We start from the raw sequence: 21,823 nt of genomic DNA on the forward strand, positions 1-21,823 counted from the left end.
TGCTAACTATCATAAGGGAGAGGCTTTCCCTTTTCAATTGCTTATTTTTCTATTTACACATAATTATTTAAACACTCTAAAAAATTCAGTCGGTCATTATTGGGGCCGCCGATTAGCGCCGACCATCGTAATTTCTCTGGCCAGGAAGCGAATTCGTTGCATCAAGCGTTGGGCCTTCAGCGGCTCATCATCCCCACGAGTTGAGATCCGCAGGTGCTCCGTTTCCAATTGTTCCATCGAAAAGTTAGAACTGAAGAACGTTGGTAACTCTTCTTGCATCCGGTATTCCAAGATAACCCCGAGAATGTCATCGCGAACCCATGCGGACATGGCATCGGCACCGATATCATCAATCATCAACACCGGTGCGCGCTTCAAGGCATCGAGCTTTTCCGCCACCCCATTCTGGGCAATGGCATTTTTCATTTCTACCGCAAAACTGGGAAAGTGAACCAACGTCGTGGAGAACCCATCCGTGGCCAGTTGGTTTGCCACTGCAGCCAAGAGATAGGTCTTGCCGACACCAAAGCTGCCTTCCAAATAAAGGGCTTGGTGCCGCCGCTTGGGGCTGGCCTCATAGGCATCAATGAAATCCAGTGCCGCCATCAGGGCTTCTGCCCGATCCGCGTCCCGGTCAAAACTATCCAATTCGGCCTCGCGAATGCTCTTAGGCATGGCGATTGACTTCACCCGCTGGCGCAACTGCTGTTGGGCCTGCTTTTCCTGAGTCGCCACCGTTGGCACATACGCGACATCGATCAGGTGATTGGCCACGATCAGTTGTGGTTCGTAGCCTTTGGCGAACGTCGCCGTCCCCTTGGCCGCCTTTTCCCGTTCCGTGACAAATTCGTAAAGTTTCGCCGCCGATCGGGTCATGACGTCTTCGGCCAACTCCGCCTGATGCTCATGATAAAACGCCGTCACTTGTGGATCAGCATAGACCTTGGCCATCAGTTGCCGATAGTTATCGTTCAAATGGCGTTGATTCATCAAGTCTTGCATGGTTTTACTCAGATCTTCCATGAGTTAATCCTCCTTTCCCGTGTTTGATCGGTCCTTTAATTTAGCGATGCGTTCTGCTAATTTTGCCTGCTGTTCGGCACTTAACTTGGGTGCCTGATCAACTGGCTTCGTTCCCTTCACCGGCGTGCTAGGCTTCTTAGCCCACTCCGGCAAGGTTTCTTTTACCGTCACGCCCCGCTGCTTGGATGAACGACGAGGTTGCCGGGCGGTGCGTTGCCGTTCACGAATCTTATCGATGGCCGCCGCCGCCGAATTCACATTGGCCTTGGACCAATCGTTAGCGATCGTGTCGAGCAGATTCTTGTTCAAGGTTGGTCGATCCTCATCCACCAACACGTGATAAATCATGAGATTCAGGACCACTGAAGGAAACAGCTGGCGACTCACCAGGTCACGGATAATACGTTGCTCCCCATCCGTCACGAATCCGCCGTTCTTTTGCTTAATCGCCTGTAGAAAGACGGCGGGTGCAGTGGTACTGGCAACCTTAACCAGGGCCTGTTCGGCGGAGTTACCCTTAACGTTAGCACTGGTGGCGTTAGCCGCCGGTGCTGTCGCGGCGGCCACCTGGGTTGGTCGGCCAAAGTTTTTCGCAATCACCCGCTTAAACTGTTCAGCATCGAACTGGTTGGTCGCCAAGTCAACGGCCTCCCCAATGTAACGGGCCATGGCAACCTCATCGATGCCATAGGTGGTGTGTTCGGTCATGATCAGTTGCCGTTGACCTCTCAACGCCTGGGTATCCACAAACGAATGGGCCAAGATGTCCCCCAACAGTTTGAAGTCGAAGTCAGGAACCGACGTCACTTTGGGCGCAGTCTTGGCGGTTGGTAGCCGTTCGCGACTGGTCGTGATCGCCGTGGGCAGGTCACTCAGCTCCTGACCATCGACGTGAAACACCTCGAGAAAATTCTTGGTGATGTCCTGTTCATCCTGGGCAACAACGGGTTGCGGTGTGCAAGCCGTCACTAAAGTCTGATAGAAGGTCTCGCCGACCGCCCCGAGTAATTGAACACTCAACAGGTCATCCTTGAAGAATTCCACGGGCAATAGCGGCGCATGGAGCTCATAGACAAAGCTCGTGAGGCCGTCGTTGGTTTTAACAGTTGTCGTCAACAGCCCGGCAGCTTCTAACCTTATTCTTGCGGCATACAAGTGAGCCAAATCTAGCCCCATTAAGGCCAATAGAGTGGCGTGACGCTTATAGGTTGACCGCTTGGGTAGCCAAAAAAGGGCCGAGAATAGCCCTGCGGCACTCGGTCCAATGACGGGTTGGTAGAGCTGCGTCAGCGTTTGCCAACTCTCGTCAGTTAACCGGTCCGTCAACCGCACGACAAAGCCCGTCTTCGGTTGTAATTGGTGCCAGGAATCTTCCATGACCTATTTCCCCTCGCTATGATGCTTGGCTTCTTGAGCCTTGGTTTTATCCTTATCCAGCATGTCCTTTAATTCATTAAAGAAGACGCCGGTATCCTTGAACTGCTTGTAAACGCTGGCGAACCGAATGTAGGCAATCTCATCCACATCGGCCAACCGGGTCATCACATATTCCCCAATCAATTGACTCGAGATTTCATTAACCCCTAGCGCACGAATCTTGTTCTCAACTTCATCGACTAGGTTGGTCATTTCATCCATACCAACTGGCCGTTTTTCTGCGGAGCGAATAATACCACGCAAGATCTTTTCACGATTGAACTCTTCACGAATGCCGTTTTTCTTAATTACTAGTAATGGTGTTACTTCGACTCGTTCAAACGTCGTGAACCGAAAGCCACAGCTTTCGCACTCCCGTCGCCGCCGAATAACTCGGCCGTCGTCTGTCGGTCGACTATCGACGACTCGAGAGCCGTTATGATGACAGTGCGGACACTGCATTCTTGGTCACCTCATTTTAATGGGTTCCGTTGCCCCAAATTAGTCATGTCAAGCCATTTTACCACTTGTGCCCGGGTTTCGGCAATCGTTCCCCCATTGTCGATGACCACCGTCGCCAGGGCCACCTTGCGATCGATTGGCCATTGACTGGCCATTCGTCGCTTGGCATCCCCCACTGATAGCTGATCACGCCGTTGTAATCGCTTCAGCTGTACGGTAGCAGTGGTTGCCACTACCGCCACATGATCGACCATTTTGACCAGGTAGCCGACCTCATAGAGGGTCGGGGCATCGATCACGACCAATGGTTGCCGGTCACGACGATATCGGTCTAACTGGCGAACAATTTCCGCCTTGATCAACGGTGTCGTAATGGCCTCCAATTGCTTAAGCGCCGTCGCATCCCCGAACACGTGCTGACCGAGCAGGCGCCGGTTGAGCGCCATGCCCTGTAGGTACTCGGTCCCAAAGGTCGTCACCACGGCCTTCAATCCGGCAGTCCCCGGCGCCAGGACCTCATGGGCGATGGCATCCGCATCAATCACGGGGATGCCCGCTTCCTTCAACCAGCCACTCACCGTTGACTTTCCCGTCGCAATGCCACCGGTCAATCCCCAAACCTCAGTCATTGGCGAACGCCTCACGGGCGGCGACCGGAAGGGGCTGACAGGTGGGACAGAAGTGGGTCCCACGCTGGGCAACCTTAATCTTTTCGATAATCGTTCCGCAGCGTTCACACGGCTCACCTTCGCGGCCGTAAACGTGCAGGTGATTTTGAAATTGGCCGGCCTCACCGAATGCCGTGGAGAACGAATGGACGGTCGTGCCATGACCTTCGATCGCCATTTTCATTTCGGCGATAATCGACTCCCTCAAGCTGGCTAACTGGTCACGAGTCAACTCGTCGGCAGGCGTCAGGGGATTAATCTTCGACAGCCACAGGACCTCGTCGGCATAGATGTTACCGAGCCCCGCAATCTTGGTCTGATCCAACAGGAACGGCTTAACCACCTTGTGCGACTTACCGAAGATTCTAACCATATACGCGAGGGTCAGAGTTGCCGCGGTCGGTTCCGGTCCCAGTTTACCCAACGAGGGCATGCGATCGCCCTCTTCGCCGGTCGGCACTAACTGCATCCGGCCAAATTTTCGGGTATCGGTATATCGAAGTTCGCGGTCATCGGTCAGGTGAAAGATGACATGGGTATGCTTCGTCACCGGACTACCTTCCGGCTGAACATCGTACTTGCCCTCCATGCGCAGGTGAGAAACCATGGTCACCCCTCCACTGAAGCGGAAAAGTAAATACTTGCCCCGACGGTCGACCGCCTCAATCTGACGGCCAATGAGTTCCGCCGTGAACTCATCACGTTCGGGTGTGACCATTTTGGGATAACGAACCTCCACATGATCAATCGTGGCCCCTTGCACTAAGCGCGTTAGGCCCCGCCGCACTGTTTCAACTTCAGGTAATTCAGGCATATCCACCGACTCCTTTGTCTCTACTTGGCTTCGTACCAGGTTGGTCCGAAGTGACTTTCAACTTTCAATGGGATCTCCAAGTCAATGGCAGAGTCCATCACACTTGGCACTAACTTGGCCAGTGTCTCAATCTCTTCTGCCGGCGCTTCGAAGATCAACTCATCGTGCACCTGTAAGAGCATCGTTGCTTGCAGATCCTTCAAGGCATCTTCCATCCGAATCATGGCAATCTTAATAATATCCGCCGCGCTACCTTGAATTGGCGTGTTCATCGCCGTCCGTTCGGCAAATGAACGCTGGTTAAAGTTACGAGAATTGATATCCGGTAAGTACCGCCGCCGATGGGCAATGGTTTCAACGTAACCCAACTCATGGGCTTGTTGGACCATGCGATCCGTGTAGGCCTTAACGCCGGGATACTCCTCAAAGTAGGTGTCGATAAAGTTTTTCGCCTGCTTGCGAGAGATACCGATATTTTGGGATAAACCGAAATCACTGATCCCATACACAATCCCAAAGTTAACAGCCTTAGCCTGACGCCGAATATTTGGCGTCACCTCTTCATCAGGTCCCATCTTGAAGATCCGCCGAGCGGTGGCCGCATGGATGTCCTCACCCTCACGGAAGGCCGCTTGCATGTTGGCATCGTGACTCATATGGGCCAGGACCCGCAGTTCAATTTGTGAGTAGTCAGACGAGAAAATCTGCCAACCAGGATGACGCGGAACAAATGCCTTACGAATGGCCCGTCCCTCTTCCGTCCGTACCGGAATATTCTGTAGGTTAGGGTCAACCGAGGATAACCGTCCCGTCTGCGTCAACGTTTGCAGATAACGGGTGTGAACCTTGTGGTCATCGGGGTGAATCACCTTCAGCAGGCCCTCAACATAGGTCGACTGGATCTTAGCAATCTTACGGTAGGTCAGGATGTTCTCGGCAATTGGGGCATCCGCCGCGACTTTCTCAAGCACACCCACCGCCGTCGAGTAACCGGTCTTGGTCTTCTTGATCACGGGTAGACCCATCTTCTCAAACAGGATGTGACCCAGTTGCTTAGGCGAATCGATATTGAACTCCTCACCGGCTTCCTGATAAATGGTCTGTTCAATCTCAGCCAATTGTTCCGTGAATTTACTGCCCATTGCCTCTAGTTCACTGGCCTTAACTGCGATCCCAGCGATCTCCATCCGTGCCAAGACGAACGCCATTGGCAACTCGATTTCGTGGTACAGCTGAGTCTGTTCATGTTCCTTAAGCCCCTCAAAAATAGGAGTTCGCAGCTGTTCCAGCGCCCGCGCCTTGCGAGCCAGATGGCTGAAGAAAACCTCATCATCGTCTGGAATTGCTTCTTTGGCACCCTTTCCATAAACATCTTCATCAGTGGCTACCTGGTCATAACCATGTTCCATGGCGACTCGGCCCAGGTCGTTGCTATTGTCATAGGTGTTTAACAAATAAGACCCTAATAACAGATCGCAATCGACACCGGCTAAAGTGATGCCTAGGCGATGCAAGGCCACGTACGTCCGCTTGGCATCGAAGACTTGTTTCGACACCTTGTCGGACTCCAGGAGGCCCTTCAGTGGTGCCTGGGTTAATAGGTTGACATCCCGGCTAACCCACCACTGGTCATTGTGCCCGATGACAAATCCCGCCATATTGGCCAGATGATAGTTATCGCCTAGCATCTCAAGGTGAAATTCACAGCCATCATCGAAGGCTGGTAAGTCACCAAGATTGGCCACAGTGAGTTCCTGATAACTAATGTCTTTCAAGCCGGGCGTGGCGGTTGGTGCCTCGCCGTCCACACTCATCTTGCTTAAGAACGTCCTGAAGTTCATCTGTTGATAAAAGGCCACCAGTTCTTCGGTCTGATCTCCTTCATAAGTTAACTCATCGAGGGTCTTCTCAACCGGGGCATCCCGCTTAATCGTGGCAAGTTGCTTGGCCAGTAATGCTTGATCATGGTCCGCCACTAAATGTTCTTTAAGTTTCTTCGCGGTAATGTCATCGATATGGTCATAAATACCTTCGATGCTACCATATTTACCCACCAGATCGACCGCTCGCTTGGGTCCAACCCCGGTAACACCAGGATAGTTGTCGGAATTATCGCCCTGTAGCCCTTTAATATCGATGATTTGTTGGGGGGTGACACCCATTTTTTCCTGAACGTAGGCTGGGGTATAGTGTTCGATGTCGCTGACCCCTTTTTTCGAGATGGAGACCGTGGTATGGTCATCGGCTAACTGGGTCAGATCCCGGTCACCGGTCACAATGGTCGTTGTGAAGCCGGCATCCTCGGCCTGTTTGGCCAGCGTCCCAATGATGTCATCCGCTTCAAAGTTGGGCAGTTCATAGGTCTGAATGCCGCGAGCCGCCAATAATTTTTTTACATATGGAAATTGTTCAGAGAGTTCTGGGGCCGTCTTCGCCCGGCCGCCCTTATAGTCATCATACATTTTCGTCCGGAAGGTCGTCTTCCCGGCATCGAAGGCCACCAACGCGTGCGTTGGTTTAACCGTGTTTAACATGGTTTCCAACATGGTGTTGAAGCCATAGACGGCGTTGGTATGCAGCCCGTCGCTATTGGTAAATTTACCCAAGGCGGTGTAGAGTGCGAAAAAGGCCTTAAAGGTGACACTGTTCCCGTCAATTAATAATAATCGTTTCTCCGCCATGTTCCGCTCCTTTCGAGTCGCAGTCGTGCTGGACTCGAGTATTTCTGGTTCCATTCTACCAAAAAAAGCCGTAAACCCGAAACAATAAAAGAAGGACCGCCGTTTGGCGAGCCCTTCTTTTCGTTAGTCACTATTGAATTAATCATTGTTACCAAACAGACCAAAGATTCGCAACATGTAAAGAAACAGGTTAACGAAGTCCAGGTACAGTTGTAAGGCCCCGTTCACAGCCAGCCCGGTCGTGGACACCTGATCGCCATACTTCAGGTACATCTTCTGCATCCGTTGCGTATCCCATGCGGTTAACACGGAGAAAATAATCACGGCAATAAATGAGAAGACGATCATCACCATGTCGCTCTTCAGGAAGAGGTTAATCACCAGGGCAACCAACAACCCAATCATGGCCGCGGTTGCCTGCGTTCCAGCTCGGGTCAAGTCGCGCTTCGTGAATAGCCCGAACGCTGCCATCGAGACGAAGACGGCGGCACTTGCAACGAAGGCCCCGGCCATGGTCTGCTGTGAATAGACCAGCGAGTAGGTCGACATGACGGCACCGGTAATTGCCGCATACACAAAGAGTCCAACTAGAGCCACAGTGGGCCGTTTCATGGATTGCCCGCTGATGATGAAGGGGAAAATCCCCCAAATAATCAAGGGAATCCAGAGACTACCGCCACTTAAATGCGCAACAACTGACAATTGACTCATCATAAGATATGACGTCACTGCGGAAATCAAGACTGCTGTAGCCATCCAACCAAACATTCTGGTTAAGAAGGCATTGAGCCCGACCTCAGCATTAATGGTTGTCCGGGGTTGCTGATCATAGTTGTTCATTGAAACGCTCCTTCTTTTTCAAATCAATTCCCGACTTAGTGGTTTTATTCGCCAACTAGCCATCGAGTTATTAGACACCATTCTACCAAAATGGCGCCTAAACACAAGTAACCTGTGTTGATTTGCAGACGGAACCCGGTCAATTAACCCACTTGGCTATTCGGCGCCCCCCTCGTGGTCGGCTTCACCACTGGCCCAGACCTTGTTCGCATAGACCGCATTAAAGAGTAAGGCGACCTGCAAGGCCACCTGTGACAGATTAGCCCCTAACGTGCCAACATTGGTGGCCCCGCTCAGGAACTGCACGCTGAGTGTTCCCCAGTAGATGAGGTTGACCGCATTGACGAAGATCCATAGCGACCAATTTTCCTTGTATTTTGTGATATATAACACTTGAGCGATCAGACTAATCACGAGGTTAATTGAGTCAAAGTAGGGTAACTGACTATGAAGACTGATCAAGACGACGCAGCCAATGGCCCAGGCCACCAAGGAACCCAAGAAGACCAGGTTACGCGTTGACTTTTTAAGCGAATGAATAGCCTCGTCTTGGCCCCACATCACCCAGCCAATCGGCTGTGAGATCACATAGATAATCCCCATGGCAAACGCCCCATACGCATGACTAATCCAGGCCACGTAGGTCATCGCCACACACTGAATGAAACCAAAAATGAAGGAAATTTTACGTCCCTTCATGCCATAAATCAGACAGATGACCCCCGCCACCCCAGACACCATCCCCACGAGGCTGTCTGGCGCGATGGCGTATACCCCCACCTGCAACGCAATGAGGATCGCCACGTAGGTCACCTCGAACCGTTTCCAATTCGTAAATAATTGCCGATACCACCAATTATGCTGTTCCACCGTATTCACTTGCAAACACTCCCCTAAAATAAATGGGATTAAAATCCCTTGATTATCAAGATTACCGATTATCTGGGAGAGTGCAACTCATATCTAACTAAGCAACTAAGTCACTTCACTACTCCATTCCACGATTATTTGTGGTCTAGACAAAAACGCCGGCTACTCTGCTGAGCACCCGACGTTCTAGTGTTTGATTTAGTTGTCTTTCAAGGATAAATGACTCAAGAGTTCTTCGTAAGACCGTTCGTACTTCTGGACATCCCCGGCACCCATGAAGACCACGACGGCGTCATGGAAATCCAATAATGGCGACATGTTGTCAACCGTCAGGATTTCGCCACCCTTGGCGATCTTAGCGGCAAGGTCCTTACTGGAGACCTTCCCCTGCGTTTCACGGGCCGAACTGAAGATGTCGGTCAAGAAGACCTTGTCGGCCATGTTCAAGCTCTTAGCAAAGTCGTCCATCAGGGCAATGGTCCGGCTGAAAGTATGTGGTTGGAAAACCGCAATGATTTCCTTGTCCGGGTACTTTTGCCGAGCAGCATCCAAGGTCGCTTTGATTTCGGATGGATGGTGAGCGTAGTCATCAATGATCGTCATGTCGGCTAACTTACGTTCGGTAAACCGGCGCTTAACGCCCTTGAAGTTGGCCAATTCATGTTTGATCTCATCCATGTCGACCTTTTCAAAGTAGGCCACCGCAATGACGGCCAGACTGTTGAGTACATTGTGTTCACCATATAGGTGAATCTCAAAGTTACCCAAGTCTTCACCGTCATGGTAAACATCGAAGGTTGACCCAGTCGTTGAACGCTTGATGTTCTTGGCTTGGAAGTCATCCGTATCGCTGGTCCCGTAATAGTAAACCGGAACGTCGGTCTTTAACTTCCGTAATTCTGGATCGTCACCCCAGGCGAAGATCCCCTTCTTAACCTGGTTGGACCAAGTCTCGAAGGCATCGTAAACATCATCGATCCCCGTGTAGTAATCAGGGTGGTCGAAGTCAATGTTCGTCATGATGGCATAGTCGGGCTTCGTTGCCAGGAAGTGGCGCCGGTATTCGTCAGCTTCATAGACGAAGAACCGGGCGTTAGGGGTTCCCTTACCAGTACCGTCACCAATCAGGTAAGACGTTGGCGCAACCCCACTCAAGACGTGAGATAACAGACCAGTCGTGCTGGTCTTCCCGTGAGCACCGGCAACCCCGATACTCGTGTAGCCTTCGATTAAGTGGCCTAGGAATTCGTGGTACCGGTAGACGGGCAAGCCCATGGCCCGTGCCTTTTTAATTTCAGGATGGTCATCCGTGAAGGAATTCCCGGCAATCACCGTTAATCCTTCGTGAATGTTGGCTTCGTCAAAGTCTAAGACCTTGATACCAGCTTGTTCCAACCCACGTTGGGTGAACGTGTATTGTTTGATATCTGAACCCTGAACCTTAAACCCTTTATCATGTAAAATCAGGGCAAGGGCACTCATCCCTGATCCTTTAATGCCAACAAAATAATACACCGTAGTGTTATCCATCAAATGTTCCTCTTTTCTACTCTGTTCGGTGAGGAACCCACTCCCCCAACCGTGCGAGCGACTCTGTTCTTTCTCATTTTAGCATAACCCCCAAGTCCATAAAAGCACTGGCGGAATAATGGGGATGACGACTATTCAAGCTAGGATGAGAACGGCGCACCTTGATCGTGTGCCTCCGGCAACTGCTTATCCAGATCCTCTGGCTTCAGGTAGACTTCACGTGGTTTAGACCCCCGTTGCGGCGAAACGTAATCATGTTGCTCAAGATCATCGATCAAGTTTGCCGCCCGGTTATAGCCGATCGAGAAGACCCGTTGCAGCTTAGAGGTTGATACCGTGTCCTCCTGGGCCACATAAGCCAATACCCGGGGCATTAGCTCATCTTGGTTCTCCTCGGCCGTCTCGCGGCGTAGGAGGCCTTGTGGCTCAAAGGCATACTGTGGCTGTCCCTGTGTTCGAACAAAGTCCGTCACGGCATCCACCTCATTCTCAACAAAGGCCCCTTGCAGCCGTAATGGCTGACTAGCCCCGTTGCCAAGGTAGAGCATATCACCCTTCCCTAGCAGGTTTTCGGCGCCCGCGGTATCCAAGATCGTCCGTGAATCAATCTGGCTGGACACCATAAACGCAATCCGGGTTGGGATGTTGTTCTTAATGGTCCCGGTCACGATGTCCACGCTAGGTCGTTGCGTGGCAACCAGTAAATGAATCCCGGCAGCTCGAGCCTTTTGGGTAATTCGGACAATGTAATCCTGAACCTCACTGGCCGCCATCATCATCAGGTCGGCCAATTCATCGATAATAATCACGATGTATGGCATCTTCAGGCCAGGTTCATCATTCGCATCCGCCCGATCATTAAATTGCTCAATGTTACGCACACCAGCCGCCGCCAGTTTTTCGTAACGCTGATCCATCTCGGTTACCACCCATTTCAGTGCAGCGGCGGCAGCCTTGGGATCGGAAATCACTGGGGCAAGCAGATGTGGCAAGCCATCGTACGGTGCCATTTCCACCGCCTTAGGATCGATCAGTAACAATTTCACTTGTTGCGGCGTTGCCTTGTAGAGCAAGGACAGCAACAACGAGTTGATAAAGACACTCTTCCCGGAACCAGTGGCCCCGGCAATCAGGCCATGGGGCATCTTTCGCAAGTCCGTGACCTGTGGTTGACCGAACAAATCCACCCCAAGCGCCACCGTCAGTGGTGACTCACTCTTCTGGAAAGCCGGTGAATTCAAAATCTCCGCCAACATTACGGGCCGCGACTTGCGATTAGGAATTTCGATCCCGACGGTTGATTTTCCTGGGATCGGTGCTTCAATTCTAATATCCTTGGCCGCTAACGCGAGCTTCAAGTCATCGGTAAGGTTCGTGATTTTATTAACTTTAACCCCTAGCGCCAAACTAATCTGGAACTGCGTCACCGTTGGGCCCACCGTCCAGTCAGTCACATGGGCATCGACGTGAAAGGCGTTTAGCGTTTCATCAAGCACTTCCGCTTGGTGTTCAATCCATTCGTCCAACTCTGCCTCATTTGGAACAACGGGATCGGGCAAGAGGCTGACATCGGGGAAATGATACCCCCGCTCGGCCTGCTCACTGGTCGCGGCTGTCGCCGGTGTTGGCCGATCAAACAGGGCGAGATCGCGTTGATCATTGCCCTCTTCTTGCATGATATCGCCCAGTGAATGGCCCAAACTCTTGGCTGGCCTTGACTTAAGCTTTGGTGTTGTTGGGGTGACTGGTTCAGGCGTCACCTCGGCTTCTTCATAGGACGCCGACGCGTGGGTTTCCTCTGCTTCAATTGGCGCAGCAGATACCACTGGAGATGATTCAGCGCTTGACGGTTCCACGGTTTCTGCATCATGAACCGTCACAACGTCCGAGCCCGACTGGTCATTCTCGGCCAACGAGCTCGCAAAGTCCTCATCGGATTCGGTTGCCCGCTCTAAAAGAGCCGCAACCTCGCTTGGCTGTGGCTGATCAGTGACGACCGAATCCGCTCCTGAAGCAACTGAGTCATCGTCCGGTGCCGCTGAATCGGGTTCAATAGGCGTGGTCTTTGGCGTCCCAACGGGTAAATACTCTTCCTCTGTTTGGCTACCGTTCGACTTGTCAAACGACTTCTGATCGCTGTGTGCTTCCTCGACCTCGCTGGCTTCCGGCTCTGACTCGTCCTTCTCATCGGATTCCTGACGGTCGTGTTCGACCATCCCATCCTCGTGGACTGACTGGATCACTTGGTCAGCGACAGTCGTTGCGTTATTGCCCTCAGTTTCGGTATCAGCAGACTCGATCGATGCAGCGGAAGCCTCCGAGCTCCCTTTAGCTCCAACCGTTTCTGACTCACCGGACACATTTGCCGGCGACTCGGGGATCGTTGCTTCACTTGTCCCATACAAGAAGAAGCTGTCATCGGACTTTTGGAGCTCATCGATCAATCGTTGATAGCGTTGCCGTGCCTCGGCGTGACGACGTGACCAATGTAATTGTTTGGGCACCTGAGTCACCTGGAATGGCCGGTAACTTTGGGCCACCGATGACTGTTCGGTTGCTGCCTTGGTTGGCTGTGAGGCGTTAGTTGGTTGATGATCGACAGCCGATGGCGTCACCGGTGTCGCTTTAATGTCATTGTTTACGGATTGCGTTGGACGACTGCGACGCTGCCGATGGCGAACCTGTCGTTCTGCCCGGTCTGCAGCCGAATCATCTAACTCCCCTGGCTTCGGTTTTACCGGAAACTTCCGGAAAAACGCCGGCCCATCATAATGTTCCATGATTTTTCCTCCTTGACGGTCATTGAATACCGTTTCATTAAGTGGGAGGAGACGCCGTGTTAGCGGCCACTTGCTCATTCCCGTGTTAGGCTTTTTAATATAACGTCAATTATTACCCCAAAAAGGGCATCATGGTTATTGTACACAAAAAAGTAGGCCGCCGACAAGGGCTGACCTACTTTCACATCATTTCTTAAGCTTTAAATATCGTGTTGCCACGGTCGAAATCAAAGGCTGAACCGACTTCAAAGTCGTCGTCTAAGATTAAGCAACCAGGCTTGGTTGGGGCATTGGCCAAACCAAGCTCCCGACCCGTACAGATCATTCCGGCACTGTCAACGCCACGGAGGACGCCTGGCCAAATAATCTTGCCATCGGCCATCATGGCCCCTGGCTTTGCAACAACGACCCGAATGCCTTCCCGCATGTTAGGCGAACCACAGACAATTTGTAACGTCTGATCGTGGTCCACAACGGTTTGGGTAATAAACATGTGGTCAGAATCTGGATGGCGCTCGGCGCTCTTCACATAGCCAACCACGAATGGTGAGTCAGGCACCTCAAGTTCACCAGCAAAGCCGGCGTCTTCCAAGGCTTGGTTCAGAGCAGTAACGTCTTCCTCAGATAGCGTCACCTGGCCCTTACCCGTAATCTCTGGCAAGATATCGGAAACAGCCAAGAAGTTATACCCTAAGGTCTTCTCGGTAGCGGGATCGTAAATCCGGGCAATGTTATCTCGCACCGTGTGAGCTTGTTCCGCTGAATCTTGAGCCAAAATAACAATCAATGCATCCCCGAGTTCCTGGGGATTGTAACTAGCAATTAACATGTCTGAACCCTCTTCAACAATTTTTAGTCGGCGTTAGTTGTCAAAGAATTGATGAATTCTTCCACTTCGGCCTTGGTCTTCCGGTCCTTGTTTACTAACCGACCAATTTCTTCACCATTTGAGTAAGCAATGAAACTAGGAATGCCAAAGACATTCAGTTCGGCTGCTAGGTCAATGTTTTCGTCACGATCGACCGTTAAGAACTTAAAATCAGGATATTCCGCTTCAATGGCGGGCATAGCTGGTTTAATGAAACGGCAATCAGGGCACCAGTCTGCGGTGAAGAATAACATCGTTTTACCGTCCTTGACCTGATCTTTCAACTCAGTTGCTGACATTTTAGGTAATTGTTCCATGGGAATACACTCCTTTATCTAAGTCTAAATGAACACAAGAACCATTATAACAGAGTCTTACGAATTTTCTTCAAATTTGGCATTTTACGGGAACTTCTACGCAATCATTGCTATACTAGAGCCATAGATGTGATGGGGATATTGCCCAGCTACACTGGTTAAGGAGGCGGTAGCATGACTGCTAAAAACGGACAATTGTATCAACTGAGTCTCACCGGCGTTCTCGGCGGGATCATGGGCATTTTCATCACGCGGCTCCTTGGTGGTTTCTCACGTTTAGACCCGGATGCAATTCTGAATCAGGTCAAGCATCAGTTCCGCCAAGAATCCCCAATCGAGGGTGCCTGGATTGAAAAACACGCGGTACCTTTCCAAAAATTTGCGGTTAAAACCCAAGTGTATTACGGTGGCATTACCCGCTATGAAGATGAACAATTGGTCCAATACCAATTCATTGCCGACGCCAACACGGGCAGTGTGCTCGACATTCATCGCCTTTAACTTATTGATGACATTTAAACACGAAACGGCCGGGACTAAGTCCCGACCGTTTTTTGTTTATGATGGCACATGTTTTAAATCAATGGCCTGGTTCCGGACATCGGTCCGCACGATGAGCACGTCACAGATGGCATTGGCAACCACAAAGCTTGCCGTCGACCCCATCAGCATCCGTTCAACGACGTTAACCCCGGTGGACCCAAGCATGACCAAATCCGCCGAAAATTCTTTGGGTAAGGTTCTGGCTAAATCCACCTTCGCATGACCATAGAAAACCGACGTCACGACTTCCTTAACGCCGGCATCTTCAGCCCGCTTCCGGTAACCGTCAACCGTATCCGTGAGTTCTTGGCGAACATCATCCATGACCGACTGATCAACGTAGCCAAATCCAACTTGAGTATTGCTACCAACACCCACGTAGTCGCCACCACTCATGACGGTCACGATAATTAGTTGGGCTTCGTTGCGAACGGCGACGGCAATGGCCTTGTCCAGGGCTCGCTTGGCCTGACGTGAACCATCAACACCCACGAGAATCTTTTTATATTCTTGAATCATCTCGACCACCCTCTCGTCCGAGGTGTCTCGGACTATTTCGTCAGATCGTAGATGGCTTGACCGTAGATGGCCATGGCCTTCAGCAGATCTGCTTCTGGTTGAAATTCATCGGCTTGATGCATCGTGTCTTCAGTGCCTGGGAACAATGCCCCAAAGGCCACACCACGCTTCATCAGTCGACCGTATGTCCCACCACCAACAACTTCAGGTTTGGCAGTGGTGTCACCGGTTTGTTCACGATAGACATTCATTAACGTTGCCACGATTGGATCATCTGGATCCACGTAATGTGGCACCATTTCCCGGCCTTGTTCCAACGTCACGTTCATGTTGGCCGTGGCCTTTGCCAGTCCGGCCTTGATTTGGTCGGCACCGGTACCGGTTGGGTAACGGAAGTTTGTGTTGACCAAGCCCTTGTCACCAGCGGTAAAGGTCATGACCCCGACGTTCATGGTCAGGTCCCCCATGACTGGGTCGGTGTGGGCAATACCCAATTTGTTGGCCCGTGAGTCATCGTGCAAGTCCTTAGCTAAGAAGCTCAAGAAGTTAGCGGCATCGCCACCGAAGGCATACCCCGTCAAGAAAGTTGCCAGGTAGGTCCCAGCGTTAATCCCATTCTTAGGTTCCATCCCATGGGCCGCCTTACCAATCACGTGGAAGCGCAGGCCGTTACCGGTCACGTCAACATCCCCGGTAACGGGTGCCTCATCCAGGAAGGCCGTGAAATCACTGGCCATTTGTTCGTTGTCCCCAGCTTCAACCACGGCTTCAGCATCCCGCGGCACCATATTTTCCCGCAAGCCAGCATCAAATTCACGCAGCGTTAGATCGCCACCATTTGTGCCGCCGAAGTGACTCAAGAAGGTCACGTTGCCTTTTTCACCGTTAATCAGTGGGAATTCGGCATCTGGGGAGAAGCCAAAGGTTGGTGCTGGTTCAATGGCCATATAATGGTTCATGCCGGTCCAGTTACTCTCTTCGTCGGTCCCAATGATGAAACGAATCTTAATCTTTGGCAAGATTCCTTGGTCCTTCATCATCTTTAAACCATAGTAGGCGGCCAATGAAGGCCCCTTGTCGTCAGACGTGCCCCGACCAAATAATTTTCCATCCTTGGCAGTCAACGTGAAGGGGTCGGTGTGCCAACCCTTACCTGCGGGCATAACATCGGCATGGCCTAAGATGGCCAACGTCTCGTCGCCTTCACCATATTCAACGTAACCAACTAAGTTATCGAGGTTCTTGGTCTTAAACCCATCGCGTTCCGCTAAACCTAAGAAGGCATTGAGCGCCTTGGCTGGGCCGGGGCCTAAGGGAAAGTCGTCCGTTGCCAAACTATCATCCCGTGAGCTATCAATCCCCACCAACGTCGTTAAATCTGCTAAATAATCTTTACGATACTCTTGAGCAAGCTTTTGCCAATCAATTGCCATGATTGGACCTCCTTCAACTTATTCGGACCGGTCGTCCGGAATTACTAAGGTCAATTTTAGCATAACCCTAGCGAATTGTAAGCCGATTTCCCTCTAGGAACATGCTATACTGAAATTGCTAGTGAGGAGGTTTTGCATTATGGAAACATTAACAGCGGCGATCCTGCCGCAAACCATTCGGCAACGTCCGGCGGATAGCCATAAGGGAACTTACGGCCGAATCGTTTTAATCGGTGGCAACGACAACTTTGGCGGCGCCATCATCATGGCCAGTGCCGCGGCGGTCTATTCCGGCGCCGGCCTAGTAACAACGGTTACCGCCAAGAGCAACCAGACCAGTCTGCATGACCGCGTCCCTGAGGCAATGTTTGCCGACATCACGGACGTCAGTCTCATGGTAAGCCTGATCACGGCCGCCGACACCATCGTGATCGGCCCTGGCCTTGGAACCACCAATCAGTCTCGGGCCACGTTGACCACGGCTTTCGAAAATATCCAGGCCGATCAACGCGTGATTATCGATGGATCGGCGATCACCCTGGTGGCAACCGACCAGCTGAGCTTACCAACCGCTCACCTAATCTTCACGCCTCATCAGATGGAGTGGCAACGACTCAGTGGCATTGCCATCGCCGATCAGACTCCCCAACGCAACCGCCAAGTGGTCGATGAGCTCCACGGGATCGTCGTCCTAAAGTCCCATCACACCGAAATTTACACGGCGACCGAAACCTATCGGAATCCCTTAGGAACGCCGGCTCAGGCCACCGGTGGCATGGGTGACACCTTGGCCGGCATGGTGGGTGGATTCGTCGCACAGTTTGCCAACGAGAGCCAGGCCGTTCTAGCGGCCGTTTACAGTCACAGCGCCATTGCCGAGGAACTGGCGACTAGCCAATATGTGGTCCTACCTCATCAAATCATCACCGAAATTCCACGATTTATGAAAACCCATTCCGAAAAATAGCGTCAAAAAGGGACCGAGAAGAAGCCTTCTCGATCCCTTATTTAGTCTAACTTAATCTTCAGCCGGCGATTCATCCGCCAACTCAAGTTGCTTCTCGAGTTCTTCCGTTTCCGAAACGAACAGCCCGCGGTAAGTCCCAACAGCCAGATCAATCGATAACGACAAGGGACCAAATCCCAGTCGAATGGTCGGCCCGACCTGTTCCGCCAGACTCGGTAAGCCGGCCAAACCAGCTGTCGTCCAGCCGGTTAGCGTCGTCACATCTCGCAGCTGATCGTAGTCACGAGTGACCTGCTGCCAATCTTGAACCGCGGTGGCCGCAGCCTGCCCCTTAAGCTGAACTTGCAGTCGGCTGGCCCATGCTTGACTGGCAACGTCTGCCAAGAAAGGCTGATCGTCACTCGCCAGAACCAGTCCGGCCCAATCACGCGGCAGATCCGCCAATGACTCTAAGGCTCGCGAACGATCCAGCGTGTTCAGTAGGCTCCCGAGTCCTGGTTGCGCGTCCGGGGCAAAGCTGTCCATCATGCCAGTCGGTTTATTGAATAACAAGTACTGGGGATCGCGCCCTGACACGGCCAAACCATCGATCGCCACTTGATCGGCCTCGGTTAACTTCAGCAGCGGCGAATCCACCACCCGTTCATTAACCGTGACGCGACCCTGTCGTAGCAACCGAAAGATTTGCCGAGGTGTTCCCTGTTGATGTTCAGTCAAATACCGCTCGATCGTCATAACAGCCTCCTAATGAATGTGCAGGCGCCGCCGCAAACCAGAAACACGGGGCCCAAGAATCGTATCTGCCAACCGGGTCTTCAAGACCACATAAACGTAGAAGTAACCGGCAACGATCACCGCCACCATGACGATAAGGAAGTTGGTAACCCGACCTTCGCTACCCAGGAACGTGCCTAGCCAGGCGATTAGCTTAGCCAAGGCAAAGGTCCCCAATGCCGTCAGCAAAATACCATTGGTCTTCTTCGCAATGTGCGCAAAGTTAATGCTAAATTGTTGATCAAGCGAATGAATAATCAGGTAACAAGTGACCGTAAACCCAATCGCCGTGGCGATCAGTGGGCCAAATGCCCCCAGGAAGTAAACCAATGGCCATTGCGCGATAAATTTGACAATCGTTCCGACCGCAAAATACCGAACGGCTCGTTTGTTCTGGGAGATCCCTTGCATCAAGGCCGCAACCACCGTATACAAGCCTAACAGAATGGAGAGATACGATGAGAAAGCCAGCAGTGATGCCGCCAAGGCCTCGTGCGAACGACCATAGAAGACCAGGTTTAATGGCCGAGCAATGGCCGCCATCCCCAAGGCACTAGGAATCATGACGAACTCAAACATCAGAAAGGCATTGGAAAGTTGGGCAGAAATTTCCTGCTTATCCCCCCGGGTGTAAGATTCCGAGAGAAGTGGGACCACCGTCACGGCCAGGGCCGAGGCCAATGAAATGGTAATCATAATTAATTTGTTGGCGTTAACCCCGAACAGCGCGAACAGGTCGTTCAGGTGTGCATCCGTGTAGGTCCCCGCCATATGCATGATCGGTGCAAATGTGTATTGGTCAATCAATTGGAAAATGGTAATCCCGGCACCCAAGACAATGAATGGCACCGCTTGAGCAATGATTTCCCGATACAATTGGTTAGCTGGCACAACCAGGTCATTATTACTATTAGCGACCAATTCCCGGAAATGATGCCGCCGGCGCCAGTAGTAAACGCCGAGGATCAGAAGTCCCCCCATTGCCCCGACTGCGGCGGCAAAGGTGGATTGTGAAACGGCGGTCACCCAGTTACCATGCAGGACCCGCATGATGATAAAGGCCGTTGCCAACATGTAGATCACTCGAATAAATTGTTCGGCAAATTGGGACAATGCCGAGGGAGCCATCTGCTGGAAGCCTTGGAAATACCCCCGCGTCAGACTCATGGTTGGGATAATCAGGATGGCCCAAGCCAGCGAATGGAGCACTGGAATCAAGTGCGCATCACCACCGGTAAAGAGCGGTGCCCCAAAGTACATGAGGAGGGCGATGGAAATCCCGGTAACCACCGCAATTTCCAGGCCACGCTTGTAGAGTCGGACACTGATGCCGTATTCATTAAGGGCGTTATAATGGGCCACTTGTTTGGCAATTGCCGAAGGTACACCGGCAATCGCGGCAATTAGGAAGAAACTATAGATGTTGTAGCCCTTCCCGTATAAAGCGTTCCCTTGAAGATAAAAGGCTCCAAACCAAATATTCCAAGGAATAATGTAAACTGCACCAAGAATCCGAGAAAAAATGCTTCCCGCCGTCATCCACGCCGACCCAGCTACCATCTGGTCTTGCGCATTAACTTGATTCCCAGTTTGATCTGACCTTGCCGCCATTTGACACCCTACTTTCAATTCAATAATTTCAAAATCCCGTTGCCCGATAGTCGTCAGGCCAATCAAACCAATATTATACCATAGCTTTTCCGTCCGAACGTTTTGAATTCCGTTAAGATTTTGGTAACAAAGCCGTTCAAGAGCTGACTTTTATCGCACTTTTCTTACCGGATCTCGGGAACAGTGGTATGCTGGAAGTAGGTTAAGTATAGTTATTAATTCAAGGAGGAATGCCAAAATGACGCAGGCAACAGCTGGTTCCACTTCCGCACCCCGGATGGAAATGTCCCCGGAACGGGCAACACAAGTGGTGAAGATGACGAAGACCATTCGACAACACTTCCCAGAGTTAGCGGCGCTCTCCGATGCTAAAATTATTTACGCCACCTGGCGTAGTTTCAAGCGAATTGATCAAACCAATGATAGTGACTATCACACGATGGCCAAAGTTTTCTTCCAAGAGTTCGATAAGAATGTCATGGATTATCAACTATCTAAGAACGGTCGTGAAGATGAAATGCGACAGCGGTTCTTCGCGATTCTCACCGATATCCTTTAAAGACAAGCCCTCGTAGTCCAATCCCTACCAGGGCTTATTTTTTTAACCCAAGGGGTCACTGCGTTACACTTAAACCATAGAACAAATTAGTAAGACATGCTTATTGTGATTTGCCATCCAGCAAATCTTGTTCCTTTGACTTCTGTGAGGTGATTTATTTGCGATATTTAGCTCTCTTAGGCAGTCATGAACGTTCCGGCATTACCGCCCAGTATCTGGCGGCCGTCCTGGCCGAACTACCAGCGGACGCCACCGTTGAGACTGTCTTCTTACGCGACTATGATATTTATCCCGACACTAAGTCCAAATCATGTCCGGACCTCGACACCATCGAGGCCAAAATGGCCGCGGCTGACTTCTGGGTGATCTGTGCCCCAACTTATTGGGGCGGCATGGCCGGCGTTATGAAACAATTTTTCGACTGCATGCGCTTCCGCTTGGTCCGCATGAATTCAATTGGTGATACCCTTCCCGGTAAATACCAGAACAAGCACTACATCAGCATGACGACCTGCTTCATCAGCAGTCTCGATAACTTTTTCACCGGTATCACGGATCAAACGTTCGTCACGATTGACCGTGTGATGACCGGTGCGGGACTGATCAAGGTCGGTGAATTTGTCGGCACGGGAACCTGGGGCACACAGGCACCGCGACCGAATAAGCTGGCCGAATGTCAACGACTTGGACGTAAAATCATTCATCGACCACGAAAGGATGATAATACCGTGAAACGCTACATAGAATTATTCGTCATGATTGCTGTCATGGCCCTTATCACCATGGGCCTTCAGGCGTGGTGGTTCGGCGTCTTCGCCGCTGGTAAGTTCTGGCTGACCTACGCCACCTTTGTCGGCATCTTCTACATTCTCCTAGCCAGCATTCTCCACTTCTTCACCTTTGTTCGTCATCGTCGGCGCTAGTTTAAAACCTATAAAAGGCCGCCTTCGGCCGCCAGGGATTGCGCTTGCTGTGGGGGACGCCTCCAGCCCTGAGACCCAGGCTTCCAGCTCGCCTCAAAGCCGGTAAAGCCCACCGTCTCCGAGGTCGCCCCATGCTGTAAGCTGCCTAACGTCAGCTAACACCATCGTCACAGCCAGCTTCATCCCTGGCAACCTGCGGCTACACTGGTTGTTAACCACGACGAT

The 21,823-nt window shown here is 51.6% G+C and carries 20 protein-coding genes; 4 read left to right on the forward strand and 16 right to left on the reverse strand.

Translation table 11 applies throughout. The features are described 5' to 3' along the window. Nucleotides 1-96 precede the first annotated feature (96 nt). The 12 genes from dnaI to EKM96_RS09545 form a co-directional block, all read right to left on the reverse strand. A complete protein-coding gene (gene dnaI, locus EKM96_RS09490; RefSeq protein WP_125643033.1) occupies nucleotides 97-1,023 on the reverse strand; it encodes a primosomal protein DnaI in 927 nt (308 codons plus the stop codon). Nucleotides 1,024-1,026: 3 nt separating this feature from the next. Beyond that, nucleotides 1,027-2,400 carry a replication initiation and membrane attachment family protein gene (locus EKM96_RS09495; RefSeq protein WP_125643036.1) on the reverse strand — a complete coding sequence of 458 codons (1,374 nt, stop codon included), beginning with the start codon at nucleotides 2,398-2,400 and terminating at the stop codon, nucleotides 1,027-1,029. A gap of 3 nt (nucleotides 2,401-2,403) precedes the next feature. Then, a complete protein-coding gene (nrdR, locus tag EKM96_RS09500; protein WP_125643039.1) occupies nucleotides 2,404-2,901 on the reverse strand; it encodes a transcriptional regulator NrdR in 498 nt (165 codons plus the stop codon). 11 nt (nucleotides 2,902-2,912) lie between these two features. Further along, complete coding sequence (coaE, locus tag EKM96_RS09505) at nucleotides 2,913-3,530, reverse strand: dephospho-CoA kinase (RefSeq protein ID WP_125643042.1); 618 nt, start codon at nucleotides 3,528-3,530, stop codon at nucleotides 2,913-2,915. Then, a complete protein-coding gene (gene mutM, locus EKM96_RS09510; RefSeq protein WP_125643045.1) occupies nucleotides 3,523-4,383 on the reverse strand; it encodes a bifunctional DNA-formamidopyrimidine glycosylase/DNA-(apurinic or apyrimidinic site) lyase in 861 nt (286 codons plus the stop codon). Before mutM ends, coaE begins: the two co-directional genes overlap by 8 nt. 20 nt (nucleotides 4,384-4,403) lie before the next feature. Then, nucleotides 4,404-7,064 carry a DNA polymerase I gene (gene polA / locus EKM96_RS09515; protein ID WP_125643048.1) on the reverse strand — a complete coding sequence of 887 codons (2,661 nt, stop codon included), beginning with the start codon at nucleotides 7,062-7,064 and terminating at the stop codon, nucleotides 4,404-4,406. Nucleotides 7,065-7,202: 138 nt separating this feature from the next. Continuing rightward, nucleotides 7,203-7,904: a Bax inhibitor-1/YccA family protein gene (locus tag EKM96_RS09520; RefSeq protein ID WP_125643051.1), complete on the reverse strand. Its 702-nt coding sequence runs from the start codon at nucleotides 7,902-7,904 to the stop codon at nucleotides 7,203-7,205. A 156-nt stretch (nucleotides 7,905-8,060) separates the two neighbouring features. Beyond that, on the reverse strand, nucleotides 8,061-8,783 hold the full coding sequence (pnuC, locus tag EKM96_RS09525) for a nicotinamide riboside transporter PnuC (protein ID WP_382336254.1): 723 nt from the start codon (nucleotides 8,781-8,783) through the stop codon (nucleotides 8,061-8,063). 189 nt (nucleotides 8,784-8,972) lie between these two features. Next, nucleotides 8,973-10,304, reverse strand: a complete 1,332-nt coding sequence (gene murC, locus EKM96_RS09530; RefSeq protein ID WP_125643054.1) for a UDP-N-acetylmuramate--L-alanine ligase — start codon at nucleotides 10,302-10,304, stop codon at nucleotides 8,973-8,975. A 140-nt stretch (nucleotides 10,305-10,444) separates the two neighbouring features. Then, nucleotides 10,445-13,084: a DNA translocase FtsK gene (locus tag EKM96_RS09535; RefSeq protein ID WP_125643056.1), complete on the reverse strand. Its 2,640-nt coding sequence runs from the start codon at nucleotides 13,082-13,084 to the stop codon at nucleotides 10,445-10,447. A 193-nt stretch (nucleotides 13,085-13,277) separates the two neighbouring features. Then, a complete protein-coding gene (gene ytpR / locus EKM96_RS09540; RefSeq protein WP_125643059.1) occupies nucleotides 13,278-13,913 on the reverse strand; it encodes a YtpR family tRNA-binding protein in 636 nt (211 codons plus the stop codon). Between the two features lie 23 nt (nucleotides 13,914-13,936). Beyond that, nucleotides 13,937-14,269: a thioredoxin family protein gene (locus tag EKM96_RS09545; RefSeq protein ID WP_125643062.1), complete on the reverse strand. Its 333-nt coding sequence runs from the start codon at nucleotides 14,267-14,269 to the stop codon at nucleotides 13,937-13,939. 174 nt (nucleotides 14,270-14,443) lie between these two features. Here EKM96_RS09545 and EKM96_RS09550 point away from each other — a divergent pair, with 174 nt between their 5' ends. Further along, nucleotides 14,444-14,770: a hypothetical protein gene (locus EKM96_RS09550; RefSeq protein WP_125643065.1), complete on the forward strand. Its 327-nt coding sequence runs from the start codon at nucleotides 14,444-14,446 to the stop codon at nucleotides 14,768-14,770. A gap of 57 nt (nucleotides 14,771-14,827) precedes the next feature. On the opposite strand, the gene EKM96_RS09555 is transcribed toward EKM96_RS09550, so the two are convergent. Then, nucleotides 14,828-15,331, reverse strand: a complete 504-nt coding sequence (locus EKM96_RS09555; RefSeq protein WP_125643068.1) for a universal stress protein — start codon at nucleotides 15,329-15,331, stop codon at nucleotides 14,828-14,830. Between the two features lie 32 nt (nucleotides 15,332-15,363). After that, complete coding sequence (gene pepV / locus EKM96_RS09560; protein ID WP_125643071.1) at nucleotides 15,364-16,764, reverse strand: dipeptidase PepV; 1,401 nt, start codon at nucleotides 16,762-16,764, stop codon at nucleotides 15,364-15,366. Nucleotides 16,765-16,903: 139 nt separating this feature from the next. On the opposite strand from pepV, the gene EKM96_RS09565 reads away from it, so the two are divergent. Beyond that, the gene (locus EKM96_RS09565; RefSeq protein ID WP_125643074.1) at nucleotides 16,904-17,731 is read left to right on the forward strand and encodes an NAD(P)H-hydrate dehydratase; all 828 of its coding nucleotides are present in this window, start codon (nucleotides 16,904-16,906) and stop codon (nucleotides 17,729-17,731) included. 51 nt (nucleotides 17,732-17,782) lie between these two features. Here the strand turns inward: EKM96_RS09565 and EKM96_RS09570 are convergent, their stop codons facing one another. Together EKM96_RS09570 and EKM96_RS09575 are read right to left on the reverse strand one after the other, a co-directional pair. Further along, nucleotides 17,783-18,466 (reverse strand): pseudouridine synthase domain-containing protein, encoded by a 684-nt coding sequence (locus EKM96_RS09570; RefSeq protein ID WP_125643077.1) that lies wholly within the window; start codon nucleotides 18,464-18,466, stop codon nucleotides 17,783-17,785. Between the two features lie 9 nt (nucleotides 18,467-18,475). Further along, nucleotides 18,476-20,116 (reverse strand): putative polysaccharide biosynthesis protein, encoded by a 1,641-nt coding sequence (locus EKM96_RS09575; protein ID WP_125643080.1) that lies wholly within the window; start codon nucleotides 20,114-20,116, stop codon nucleotides 18,476-18,478. 238 nt (nucleotides 20,117-20,354) lie between these two features. On the opposite strand from EKM96_RS09575, the gene EKM96_RS09580 reads away from it, so the two are divergent. Further along, complete coding sequence (locus EKM96_RS09580; RefSeq protein WP_125643083.1) at nucleotides 20,355-20,675, forward strand: hypothetical protein; 321 nt, start codon at nucleotides 20,355-20,357, stop codon at nucleotides 20,673-20,675. A gap of 158 nt (nucleotides 20,676-20,833) precedes the next feature. After that, complete coding sequence (locus EKM96_RS09585; protein ID WP_125643086.1) at nucleotides 20,834-21,598, forward strand: flavodoxin family protein; 765 nt, start codon at nucleotides 20,834-20,836, stop codon at nucleotides 21,596-21,598. Nucleotides 21,599-21,823 lie beyond the last annotated feature (225 nt).

The organism is Levilactobacillus tangyuanensis (assembly GCF_003946545.1).
Taxonomy (GTDB): Bacteria; Bacillota; Bacilli; order Lactobacillales; family Lactobacillaceae; genus Levilactobacillus; species Levilactobacillus tangyuanensis.